7 protein-coding genes are annotated in these 13,071 nt (G+C 27.4%); 4 read left to right on the top strand and 3 right to left on the bottom strand.

The genetic code is table 11. From position 1 onward, the window contains the following. Window positions 1-49: 49 nt before the first annotated feature. The 4 genes from QIA27_RS04740 to QIA27_RS04725 are packed head-to-tail and all read left to right on the top strand — an operon-like array spanning window position 50 to window position 7,968. Complete coding sequence (locus QIA27_RS04740; protein WP_301386576.1) at window positions 50-1,759, top strand: phospho-sugar mutase; 1,710 nt, start codon at window positions 50-52, stop codon at window positions 1,757-1,759. 22 nt (window positions 1,760-1,781) lie between these two features. After that, window positions 1,782-4,001 (top strand): AAA family ATPase, encoded by a 2,220-nt coding sequence (locus QIA27_RS04735; protein WP_301403695.1) that lies wholly within the window; start codon window positions 1,782-1,784, stop codon window positions 3,999-4,001. A gap of 20 nt (window positions 4,002-4,021) precedes the next feature. Beyond that, window positions 4,022-7,150 carry an isoleucine--tRNA ligase gene (gene ileS, locus QIA27_RS04730; protein ID WP_301403694.1) on the top strand — a complete coding sequence of 1,043 codons (3,129 nt, stop codon included), beginning with the start codon at window positions 4,022-4,024 and terminating at the stop codon, window positions 7,148-7,150. Beyond that, window positions 7,144-7,968 (top strand): hypothetical protein, encoded by an 825-nt coding sequence (locus tag QIA27_RS04725; protein ID WP_301403693.1) that lies wholly within the window; start codon window positions 7,144-7,146, stop codon window positions 7,966-7,968. The genes ileS and QIA27_RS04725 overlap by 7 nt, the downstream gene beginning before the upstream one ends. Window positions 7,969-7,994: 26 nt before the next feature. Here QIA27_RS04725 and QIA27_RS04720 read toward each other — a convergent pair whose 3' ends face one another. From QIA27_RS04720 to QIA27_RS04710, 3 genes are read right to left on the bottom strand one after another with little or no spacing between them, the layout of a single operon-like run. Continuing rightward, on the bottom strand, window positions 7,995-8,912 hold the full coding sequence (locus QIA27_RS04720; RefSeq protein ID WP_301403692.1) for an ROK family protein: 918 nt from the start codon (window positions 8,910-8,912) through the stop codon (window positions 7,995-7,997). A gap of 33 nt (window positions 8,913-8,945) precedes the next feature. Beyond that, the gene (locus QIA27_RS04715) at window positions 8,946-11,792 is read right to left on the bottom strand and encodes an AAA family ATPase (protein WP_301403691.1); all 2,847 of its coding nucleotides are present in this window, start codon (window positions 11,790-11,792) and stop codon (window positions 8,946-8,948) included. After that, on the bottom strand, window positions 11,779-13,020 hold the full coding sequence (locus tag QIA27_RS04710; protein WP_301403690.1) for an exonuclease SbcCD subunit D: 1,242 nt from the start codon (window positions 13,018-13,020) through the stop codon (window positions 11,779-11,781). The genes QIA27_RS04715 and QIA27_RS04710 overlap by 14 nt, the downstream gene beginning before the upstream one ends. Window positions 13,021-13,071 lie beyond the last annotated feature (51 nt).

The following is a 13,071-nucleotide window of genomic DNA, read 5'->3' as shown; positions in this document are numbered from 1 at the left end:
TTAATTAATCTTTGTTTAAAAAAATAAAATAAAATAAAAAGGATAATTGATGCAAAAAATAGAAGCCAAAAAAAAATTGGGAAATTACATTCTTCTTGAAGAAGATATCTATTTCCAAAAAGAAGCAATAAAAATTCAAAAAACAAATAATGAGCCAGAAATTTTAAACAGATTTTACAAAGATCTAGAATTTGGCACTGCTGGAATGAGAGGAATCATTGGAGCTGGAACATGCTACATAAATACGTATAATATAAAAAAAATAAGCCAAGGAATATGTAACTATGTACTTAAAATAAATAAAAACCCCAAAGTTGCAATAAGTTATGATTCAAGACATTTTTCAAAAGAATTTGCTTACAGTGCTGCTCAAATTTTTGCTTCAAATAATTTTGAAACATATATATACAAAAGATTGAGACCTACCCCCCAACTATCTTACACAATAAGAAAATTTGATTGTGATGTTGGTGTTATGATAACAGCAAGTCATAATTCAAAAGAATATAATGGTTACAAAGCATACTGGAAAGGTGGAATCCAAATAATGCCACCTCATGACGCACTAATAACTAATGAAATTCAAAAAGTAAAAAACATAATAAATACAATTACCATAAAAGAAGGTATTGAAAAAAAGATTATCAAAGAACTTGGCAATGAAATAGACAAAGAGTACGTGAAAACAATAAACAAAGAATTCCCTGATTTTGAAAAGAACAGTAAAAAGACAAACTTAAAAATAGCTTACACGGCACTACATGGCACCGGTGGAAGCATAATAAAAAAACTCTTTGCAAATAGCAAAATACAGCTTTTTTTGGAAAAAAGTCAAATAATGCCAAATCCTGAATTTCCAACAATAAAATATCCTAATCCAGAAAAAAAAACATCAATGCTTAAAGTAATAGAGCTTGCAAAAAAAGAAGATTGTGACATTGCCCTTGCAACAGATCCAGATGCCGACAGAATAGGAATAGCATTTAAAGACCAAAGCGAATGGATATTCTTAAACGGAAATCAAATATCATGCATTCTAATGAATTATATACTCTCAAAAGAAATAAATCCTAAAAATACATTTGTAATATCATCGTTCGTAACAACACAAATGCTAGAAAAAATTGCAGAAAAATATGGTTCTCAAATTTTTAGAACTTACACAGGATTTAAATGGATAGGAAGCTTAATTGATAAAATGGAAAAAAATGAACCAAATAAAAAATTTGCTTTTGCATGCGAAGAAAGTCATGGATATTTAATAGGAAAAACGGTTAGAGACAAAGATGCATTTTCAGCAATAAAAGGGATTTGTTCTTTAGTGCTTGATTTAAAAGCTGAGCAAAAAACAATTAAGAATTATCTTGAAAATATATACAAAGAATTTGGATATTATGAAGAATTTAATATAGAAAAAAACTTTGAAGGGGCTAACGGAGAAATTCAAAGAGAAGCCATAATGTTAAAGCTAAGAAAAGAACAAAAAATGCAATTCGCGGGAATTAAAATAATTGAAAAATTAGACTATAAAACTCTTAAAAAGATTAACTTCAAAAAAGAAATTTCAGAAATAAAAGAATATAAATATCCTATAAACGCAATAAAATTTATACTTGAAAACGAAATTGCAATAACCGTAAGACCCTCTGGGACAGAACCAAAAATTAAATTTTACATATCTATAAAACTCGAGTATAAGGAAAAACATAAAATATTTGGTATAATAAATGCAATAAAGATGGAGATAGAAAAATATTAACATAACAGAAAATTTAATAAATTTGGTAGAAATAGATTCAAAAGAAATTGCAAGAAAAAATAAAAATAAAGAGGTTTCAATTTGGCACCTATTAATGTCTATAATTACCACTCCTAAAAAATCTGAAATAAAATTTATAGATACCAAAACTCTTAAAAACATTAAACAAGAAGCTATATGTGAAATAGATAAATTAGAAAAAATTTTAATAGAAAAAAATGAAATAATTATTCCAAAAATCAATAAAGAAATCTTTACTCTCATAAAAGAAGCTAAAAAAGAGTTTAAATCTAAATCCTTAATAGGGTCAAAAGAAATTTTTTATCAAATATTAAAAAATAAAAAACTTCTAAAAAAGTACAAACTAAGTAAATCCAGCTTCGACTTTAAAGATCAAAATATATTGGAATACATGGAAAAAAATAAAATAAGATTAATTGAAACCTACAAAGAATTTGATGAAGAAATACGACTTGAAAATGAAAACTTTGAAATTGGAAAGTATGTCAAAAATTTAACAGCACTTGCAAAAGATAAAAAATTAGATCCCTTGATTGGAAGAGAAGAAGAGATTAAAACTCTTACAAATATACTCTTGAGAAGAAACAAAAATAGCGCAATGCTAATAGGTGAGCCCGGCGTAGGAAAAACAGCAATAGTTGAAGGACTTGCATCAAGCATAGTACAAAAAAAAATAAGTAGCAAACTACAAGACAAAACAATTTTAATGCTTAAAGTTTCAAACTTAGTATCGGGAACAAAATATAGGGGTGAATTTGAAGACCGTTTAAACAATATAATTAAGTATATTGAAAAAAATAAAAACACAATAATATTTATTGACGAAATACACACTTTAATAGGAGCTGGAAACTCCGAAGGAGCTCTTGATGCATCAAATATATTAAAACCATCGCTTTCTAGAGCTGAAATACAAATTATTGGAGCAACTACTTACAATGAATACCGAAAATATATTTCAAAAGACAAAGCATTTGCCAGAAGATTTCAAACAATTACTGTAAGAGAGCCCAATGAAAAAGATACGCTAAAAATAATCAAAAATATTGCAAAAAATTTCGAAGACTATCATGGAGTGATCTATGAAAAAAGTGCGCTTACAAATATAGTAAAACTTTCATCCAAGTATTTAATAAATAAAAGATTTCCAGATAAAGCAATAGATATAATAGACATTGCCGGTGCAATTAAAAAGGAAGAGCCTACAAAAGACAATGTCATAACATCGGATGATATACAAAAAGCAATAAATGAAATATTATCTATTAAAACAACAACTAATATAAAAGAAGAAATTTTGGAATTAAAAGCAATAGAGAACAAAATTAATCAAAAAGTTATTGGGCAAAAACATGCGGTAAGCGAATTTATTAAAGAAATTATTAAAGTTAAACTTGGACTCAATGACGATTCCAAACCTTTAACTTCAATATTATTAATAGGGTCAAATGGATGTGGAAAAACCATTTTAACTGATGAGCTATCTAAAAAAATTATAAAGGATCAAAATTCAGTATTAAAACTAGATATGTCAGATTACAGAGAAGAAAACTCTATTTCAAAATTAATTGGCACAAATCCAGGATACGTGGGTTACTCTGATGGAGGCATTCTGACAAACAAATTAAAAAATTCATTTGAAACTCTAATATTATTTGAAAACATTGAAAATGCCCACAACTCTATATTAAACTTAATAAGCCAAATGCTTGAAAATGGAGAACTTATTGATAGTAAAGAGGATAAAATATTATTTAAAAACACAATTATAATAATGACTACAAACGTTGGATCTAGAATGCTTCTTGGAGAGAATAATATTGGATTCAACAAAAATCAACAAAAAAGTGCAGAAACAAAAACCTTTAAAGAAGAAATAAAACAAGATCTTGAAAAAAGATTTAAGTTATCCCTTTTAGACAGAATTCAAAAAAAAATCATCTTAAACGTCCTTACAAAGGACAATGTAGAAGAAATTTGCAAAAACTACTTAAATACCCTTAAAACAAAATTTAACTCTAAAGGAATTGAAATAGAAATACAAAAAGACGTTAACAAATTCATAACTACAAAATACTATAAAAAAAATTCGGGTGCAAGAAGCGTAATTGCAGCAATAAAAGAAAAAATAGAAGAAAATATTATCACCAAAATAGCTGAAAATCAAAACATAAATAAAATAACAATTTATTTAGAAAAAGAAGAAATAATAATAGAATAAAGGAGAATTATAATATTAATATGTTTAAAAAAGTAGAAAACAAGGCAAATTTTCCTAAAATAGAAGAAAAAATATTAAAATTTTGGACTGACAACAAGATCTTTGAAAAATCAATGGAACAACGAGAAGGATGTGAAGAATTTACATTTTATGACGGACCGCCTTTTGCAACAGGGCTTCCCCATTTTGGACATTTTGTTCCAAACACAATAAAAGACATAATTCCAAGATATCAAACAATGAAGGGAAAATACGTTAAAAGAAATTTTGGATGGGACACTCATGGACTACCTGTTGAATACGAAGTAGAAAAAAAATTGGGAATTTCTGGCAAATACGAAATAGAAAATTATGGCATTGAAAATTTTAACAAAGAATGCAAAAAAATAGTACTTAGATATACAGAAGAATGGAAAAATATAATCTTGAGGCTTGGAAGATGGGTAGATTTTGAAAAAGGCTACAAAACTATGGACATAAGCTTCATGGAATCTGTGTGGTGGGTATTTAAAAATCTTTATAACAAAGGTTTAATCTATGAAAGTTATTATGTACTACCCTATTCTCCAAAACTTGCAACTCCTCTTTCAAACTTTGAAGTGAACCTTGGAGAATACAAAGAAGTCAATGACCCATCATTAACAATAAAATTTAAAATAAAAGACAAAAACGAATACTTGCTAGCATGGACAACCACCCCTTGGACATTGCCCTCAAACCTTGGAATTGCAGTAGGACAAGAAATAGAATATTCTAAAATTTTTGACAAGAAAAAAGAAGAGATTTTAATACTTGGATCAAAAAGACTTAATAGTTATTATGATGATGAAAATTCATATACTATTATAGAAAAATTTAAAGGAAGCAAGCTTGAAGGCGTGGAATATGAACCTATTTTTAACTACTTTTTAGAACAAAAAGATAAAGGGGCTTTCAAGGTTCACACAGCCGATTATGTCACAATTGACGATGGGACAGGAATTGTTCATATTGCTCCTTTTGGGGAAGAAGACTACAGAATACTCAAAAAACACACAAATGTCGATATAATAGATCCCTTAGATGCTGAATGTAAATTCACAAATCAAGTAAAAGATTTTAAAGGACTTTTTGTAAAAGATGCTGACAAAAAAATAATAGAAAACCTAAAATCACGCAATTTCTTATTCAAAAGAGAAAATTATCTACACAGATATCCATTTTGTTACAGAACAAACTATCCAATTATTTACAGACCAATAAGCTCGTGGTTTGTAAATGTAGAAAAAATAAAAACTAAACTCTTAAAAATAAATGAAAAAATTAATTGGATGCCAGCTCATTTGAAAAAAGGAAGATTTGGAAAATGGCTAGAAAATGCAAAAGATTGGGCAATAAGCAGAAACAGATTTTGGGGGAATCCAATTCCAATTTGGATATGTTCAAAAACAGGAAAAAAAATTTGTGTTGGATCAAAACAAGAGCTTGAAAACCTATCTGGTCAAAAAATCGAAGACTTACACAAAGACGCAATAGATAAAATAACTTGGCCAAGCAAAGAAGGCGGCACATTTATCAGAACAAGCGAGGTTCTAGATTGTTGGTTTGAATCTGGAGCAATGCCTTATGCAAGCAATCATTATCCATTCGCAAATGAAAGTAATTTTAAAAATGTATTTCCTGCTGACTTTATTGCAGAAGGTCTAGACCAAACAAGAGGATGGTTTTATACTCTTACAATCCTAGGGACTTCTCTTTTTGAAGACACGGCATTCAAAAACGTCATTGTAAATGGACTTGTGCTTTCAAGCGATGGAAGAAAAATGTCAAAATCCTTTAAAAATTATACAGACCCAATGAAAGTAATAAACACCTTTGGAGCTGATGCCTTAAGACTTTATTTAATAATGAGTCCTGTAGTCAAGGCTGACGACTTAAAATACAGCGACAGTGGGGTAAGAGACGTTCTTAAAAACATAATAATACCCATTTGGAATGCTTATTCTTTTTTCACAACTTATGCAATAATTGATAATTTTAAACCTCCAAAAAATCTCAACTTGGCTAAAAACAATACCCTTGACAAATGGATCATAAGCGAAATTGAAAGCCTAAAAAACACACTAAATAAAGAAATAGACAAATATAATTTAACAAAATCAATAGAATCATTACTTGAATTTATAGACAAATTAAATAATTGGTATATAAGAAGATCGAGAAGAAGGTTTTGGAAATCAGAAAACGATAAAGACAAAAATGATGCCTACGAAACATTATATTATGCAATCAAAACTTTAATGATTCTATTTGCACCTTTTATTCCATTTATAACAGAAGAGATTTATCAAAATTTAAAAACCGACCAAGACAAACAATCAATACACCTTAACGATTATCCAAAAGCAAATGAAAATTTCATCAACAAAGCAATTGAAGAAAAAATAAATCTAGCAAGAAAAATAACTTCAATGGCAAGATCACTCAGATCATTACATAATATAAAAATACGCATGCCTATTAGTACAATATATATTGTGACAAAAAATCAAAATGAACAAAATATGCTAATAGAAATGCAAGAGATAATATTAGATGAAATAAATGCAAAAGAAATGAAAATAAAATCTAACGAAGAGGAGCTAATAACTTACAAAGCAAAAGCAAACTTTAAAGAACTTGGAAAAAAACTTGGAAAAGATATGAAAGCGGTATCTATCGAGATTAGCAAGCTCAAAAATGAAGATATAATAAAAATAATAAATGGAATATCTTGCGAAATAAAAGTAGCTAATGCTAAGTATTACTTATCACTAAATGATATAATATTAGAGAGAGAAGAAAAAGATAACTTAAAAGTAATCAATGAAGACTCTATTACAATAGGAATAGACTCGCTAATAACACAAGAATTATACTTAGAAGGACTTGCAAGAGAATTTGTAAGACAGGTTCAAAATTTAAGAAAAGAAAAAAATTTTGATGTTAGTGATAGAATAAACCTATACGTAGAAAATAATGCAACATTGAAAGAAATACTAAGTAAATTTGAAAAATACATTAAAACTGAAACATTAACATTAAATGTCATATTAAACAAAAGCAAACTAGAAAAAAAAATAAACCTTAACGATGACATGTTTACAATAATAGGAATTGAAAAATGTTAAAAACATTAACAAAAATAATTGCCATTTCGTACCTCATAGTGGGATGTACCAGCTTGCCTTATAGCCCCCCAAAGCAAAATCTAAATTACTTAATGGAACTTTTGCCTGACGCAAATTTATATGCCCATGTGAATTTAATTAAAAACAGATCTATTTATAACTCTTTAAGCCCTAAATATAAATCCATCCTAGGCCTTATAAGCGATTTATACTTTAGCTATAAAAAAGAAAATAACGATTTTGCTATACTAGTAATGGGTAATTTCCCAAAAGATATTTTCTGGGGAATTCATAAAAATAGAAATACAGAATCAATAGGCAATATACTTACAAATCCAAAATGGAAACTTAAAAATTCAAACATATACATTACCCCAAACAGAGCTAGAACCAGCATTACAATAAACCAAAAAGATAAAACCTTAAAAGATAGCAATATACTAACAACAAAATATATTAAGGAAATAGAAAAAAATGAAATGTTTTTTTGGATTCAAGATTCAGCATTACTACTTCCAGACCAAATAGCAAATAGCAAAAATTTAATCCCTTTTAGCAGTGGAACCCTATCTATAAACAGCCTAAATAAAAATGAATATATTTTCAAATCTTTGATCAAAACAAACAACCCATCAATAGTAAAAATATTGTCAAAAAAGTTAATTCCAACTGTCTTGACAAGCACAACTAATCTTGCAATATCAAGCCAAATAAAGGCTACAATAAAAGATCAAAATACAGTAGAAATAGAATTTAATATTCAAAAATCTAGCGTTGAAAACCTCATAGCAAAACTAGCTTCAAATATTCAAACCTAAAAATTCTTACTAACCCTTAAAAGATTTTATTTTTTGCAAGTAAAATAATGATACAAAGCTCCAATTTTACCAGATTCATTATTAAATTTAGTCGGCTCAAGTGTTACAAGATTCTTTATATTATTATTATTAATAAAAGCCATTTCTAAAGACCACAAATTTTCTAATTTCTCATATATTCTGTCTATTAAATCAGGCCTTGCGCTTATTCCTCCCCCAATCAAAATTTTTTCAGGATTTAAAATAAAAGTCAAATTAAAAATACCAAATGATAAATTCTCAAAAAATCTGTCAACTTCATTTTTGGCATGAATATTTCCATTTTCAGCAAGATCAAAAACAAATTCTCCTGAAATCTCTTTTAAAGGCTTCTCTAAGCGCATAGCAACTCTTTTCCTTAAGGCTAAAACAGAAGAAATAGCCTCCCATCTACAATTAAAAGGAATATTATTACTAATACCCCTAGTAATCATAAATCCAACCTCTCCAGACATAAAAGAACTTCCTCTTAAAAGTTTGCCATTTGTAAAAATTCCAGCACCAATTCCTGTGCCAAGGGTTATGGCAATAAAATCATTAGAATCAATAGCATTGCCCTTAAATTTTTCTGCTAAGGCCACACAATTAGCATCATTTTCAATCTCTATATTTACGCCGGTTAAAGATTCTAATCTCTCTTTTAAAGGATAATTAACAAAGCCAGAAATAGCATTTGCTCTAATAATATTTCCCTTAAGATCAACAAACCCAGGAATACAAATTGCAACTCCCGCTATATCACTTGATTCTTTGTAAGAATTTATAAGGTTAACTAAAATATTTACTTGTTCATCAGAAGTAGCACCTGTACTTATTTCATTTTTATCAAAAAAAACACCGCTTGAATCTGCAAGCGAATACTTAGTATTAGTCCCGCCAACATCAATTGCCAAATAACGTTTCATATCTATCCTTAAAACCTAATTTTACATAAATGATCATAAATTTTCCATAGCAATATAAGAAATTTTAGAAATCTTGTTTATAACTATTTGTGCTTTAATCATCTCCTTCAAATAAGACACATGAGAAATTATGCCAATTTGTCGTCCGGTCATTATTTGAAACTTAGAAAGCTTAGGCATAACTTGAGCCAAAGTATCTTCATCAAGATTGCCAAACCCTTCATCTAGAAAAAAAGCTTCTATTTTTAACTCACTATCCCTTATTTTATCAGATAAAGCTAAAGACAAAGCTAAAGATACAAGAAATTTCTCACCCCCAGACAAAGTTTTTACCGTTCTTATTTTATTAAAATCTTTTTTGTCTTCAATTAAAAAATCAAACTCTTTGCTTTCTTTGTTGGTTTTAAGCTCAAAATCAGGAAAAATCCACCTTAAATACTTTTCATTTGCCAGCCTTAAAATATCATTAATTAAAAAAGTTTGAACATAATATTTTAATCCAGAAGATCTAATAACCACCTTTCTTAAAACATCTAGTTTATCTTTCCTTTCTTTAGCAAGATTTAATTCTCCTCTTAACGCCTCTAAATTAATTTTTTGTTGATCAATCTTTTTTTGAAGAGCTTGAAAATTTAAAAGTTTTATTTTATATTTTTCGACGTCTCTGGATAAAAATTCAAGTTTAGAGCTAATTGACAAACTCAATTTTTGCAAAAATTGAAGACTATTTTTATTGATTTGTTCCAAAACAGTTTCTGATTCAAAAGAAAATGAACTAAAAAACACACTTTTTAAAGTTGAAACTATATCCATAAAACTACTTTTCTCTTCGTTTAATCTCGCTTTTAAAGTCAATATGGATTTCTTTATAAATTTAATTTGGGTTTCGGTTTTAATTTTTAAATCTTCTAAATTTTTAATATTTAAAACAAGCGCATTCCATTCATTTTCTATGCTTTTCTGCCTATCCAAAATAACATTAAATTCTCTTTCTAAAGAAGAATAATCGTTAAAACTTAAATTTAAATCAAGCTTTAATAATAAACTTTTAATCTTCAAAAGATTTTGATCAAAATCTTTATTTTTTAAAGAAATCTCAATTTTTAAATCTTTTTTTCTAACCTTAAATTGTTCAAGTTTTTCCAGCTTATTTTCAAACGCTAAAATTTTTTCTCTCTTTGAATAATTTATGTACTTATCAAATAAATTTTTTCCAATCAATCTTAAAATTTCAGCATTATTCTTTTCAAACTCCAAAGCATTAACCTCTTGCTTAGACATTTCTTCTTGTCTGCAAGATAGCTGATATTGAAGCTCATCAATTTGATTTTGTATTAAATGAAGTTTTGAATTTAAAGAGTAAAGCTCTTTTAAACCACAAACTGATAATTTGTCTTTATGTTGATAATTTTTATATTCAACCTCAATATATTTTAGTTTCTTTTTATCACTCTCAATAGAAAAATTTTTATCATTAAGACACTTTAACAGCTCTTTATACAAATCAATCTTAATAATATTTTTTTCCTTATTTTCATTAAAACCTTCTTTATCAGTAGATTTCAATAAAAATTCCAACTTATCTCTATATTTTGAAATCAACTCATCGTTAAAAGTTTGAAATAATTTCAATGCTTGATAGTAAACATATTTGTCAAAATCGAAATTAGATTTCTCAGAAGAAATGCTTTTAATCTCATCATTTTTTTTAATTTGAGACTTCAACAATTCTTTTTTTTCATCCTCAAGAGCATTTTTCCTTAAAAGCAAGCTTTGATAATCATTCTCAACAAATTTCAAATTAAAAATATTGCAATTTTTGTTATAAAGTTCTTTAACGTAATTAAAATTAAAATCATTAATATCTAAACCTTCAATTCCTTTTAAATTATTTATAACTTTTAAAAGTTCTAAATAAAGTAATCTGTTATCATTAAATAATTCGCCTTGCATAGCAACAAGATTTTTCAAATTCCAAAAATCTGAACACAAATAAATTTTTCGATCCAAATCCAAATTTTGTTTTAATTTGCTTTGAAGAGAATAGTCCCTCTCTAAAGAATTTTGATATTCAATCTGAGAAGATAATTGATTCTCTAGAGAAGATATTTCAATTTCCAAGCCTAAATATCTCTCATTAGACACTATTGCCTGATTACATAAAGAAATAGCTCTTTTAATATTTTCAAGATCAATTTCTAATCTACCAATATCAACTAAATCTAAATAATCTTTAAGAGATTTATACTCCTGCTCATCATAATCAAGAATTGATTTTTCATAAGATTCAGAATTTAACAATTTATCTATACTAAACTTTGTGCGTTCAAAGTCACTTTTTAAATAAAATTCCAAATTATCATATTTTTTCAAATTAAAAATATTATCAATTATTGCGGTTTTTTCTTTAGGAGTTGATGTTAAAAATTCTTGAAAATTGCCCTGTGGCAAAATTACAGTTTGACAAAATTGATTAAAGTCTAATCGACAAAGACTTTTAATATACTCTAAAACATCAGTTCGACCCTCAATAATTCTATTATCAAAAACACAATTAAGCAACATACTCTTAGGGGTCTCTATGTTTTTTACATTAAGCTCAATAAAAGATTCATAAATCTTCCCAGAAATAGTAAATGTTAATTTAACATAAGCGCTGGTCTCGCCTTTTGATATAATATCTACAATTTTTTTCCCAAGTCTATAAACACGAGCATATAGCGCCAAAGTTATGCAATCTAAAATAGTACTTTTGCCTGATCCAGTATTACCAGAAATTAAAAAAATACCTGATTGTCTTAAAAGAAGAGTATCGAAATTTAACTCATGCTCACCTTTATAAGAAGCAATATTTTTAAATGTGAGCTTATTTATCCTCATATTCGCCTAAATATCCTTTAGTTAAAATCTCGTTAAAAAGAGAAATAAGGTCTTCTTCCTTGAATTTTACATCCTTAATAACGCCGTTCTCAAAATCTCGTCTCAACTTTTTCTCAAAAAAATATTTTTCATCCATTTCAAGCACTTCTAGCTCTCCAATAAAGCTGGAATCATCTTGCAAATCCTGATTTGAGAATAAAGAATAGGAAATAGAAACTAAATTCATAAAATTAAACTTTGCTAAATCATAAATAGTTTCCTCAGCACTAGTATCAACCGCCTCATTAAGTTCAATTTTTAAATAAATAGTAAAAGACTCTTCTTTTTTGACATTAGTTAAAAAGTCCAGAACTTCATTTAAAGAACCTTTGACAAAGATTAATTTATTAAAAACAGGCACCGGATATGCTTTTTGCAAGATCAATTTATTGTCATTAAAATGCAAAACATTTATATATTTATCATGAGTCTCATTAAATGAATATTGCATAGGAGATCCTGAATAAACAATATTATCTCTTAGTTTCATAAATTTATGAACATGCCCAAGAGCAACATAAGAAAAACCATTTCCAAAAACATTAAAAGGGATAATATAACTTCCTCCTAAAGTTTCAATCTTTTTGCTGATTCCAAAAAAAGAATGCGCCATTAATATTTTGGGGATTCCTTTATACTTATTTTCTAACAAATTAGATAAACTTGATATCTTTTCTCTGTAAGCATTCTCTAAATTTTCAAGAAATAGCTTACTAGAAGACTGATCTTCTAATTCAAAAACATTGTCAAAATTTTGCCCTAAAACAAGCCTTTCATTTATATGTGGAAGACAAACAACAATAAACTTAAGATTTCCATTATCTTTTAAGAAAACTATTTGTTCATCAGAATCATATTCTGTTATTAAAAAAAAATTAAACCGTGAAAGAAGTTTTTTATTGATACTCAAATAATCTTTTTTATCATGATTTCCAGAAATAACCACGCACCATTTACAAGAAGTAAAAGAAAGCTCGTAAAAAAAATTATTCACCAATCTTTGCTCTTCGAATCCAGGCCTCTTGGAATCATAAACATCTCCAGAAATAAGTAAAAGATCTATATTTTCTTTTTTAATAAATTCTAATAGAAAAGATAAAAATTTTTTTTGTTCCTTAAGTATTGAAAAATTTTCAATTTTTTTCCCAATATGCCAATCTGAAGTATGCAGAATTTTATAATTGTTCACAAAAATACTCTCACTTTTTTTAATTCTTAAATTATGTTTATATATTGTATT

Origin of the sequence: [Borrelia] tanukii, from assembly GCF_030439725.2 — a bacterium.
Lineage (GTDB): Bacteria > Spirochaetota > Spirochaetia > Borreliales > Borreliaceae > Borreliella > Borreliella tanukii.
The sequence above is the reverse complement of the archived record's forward strand: the minus strand, read 5'-3'. Positions and strand labels throughout refer to the sequence as shown.

Bases quoted from the DNA above. Each gene is read 5' to 3' on its own strand.
- QIA27_RS04740 (WP_301386576.1), top strand. From the start codon at position 50: ATGCAAAAAATAGAAGCCAAAAAAAAATTGGGAAATTACATTCTTCTT.
- ileS (WP_301403694.1), top strand. From the start codon at position 4,022: ATGTTTAAAAAAGTAGAAAACAAGGCAAATTTTCCTAAAATAGAAGAA.
- QIA27_RS04725 (WP_301403693.1), top strand. From the start codon at position 7,144: ATGTTAAAAACATTAACAAAAATAATTGCCATTTCGTACCTCATAGTG.
- QIA27_RS04720 (WP_301403692.1), bottom strand. From the start codon at position 8,912: ATGAAACGTTATTTGGCAATTGATGTTGGCGGGACTAATACTAAGTAT.
- QIA27_RS04715 (WP_301403691.1), bottom strand. From the start codon at position 11,792: ATGAGGATAAATAAGCTCACATTTAAAAATATTGCTTCTTATAAAGGT.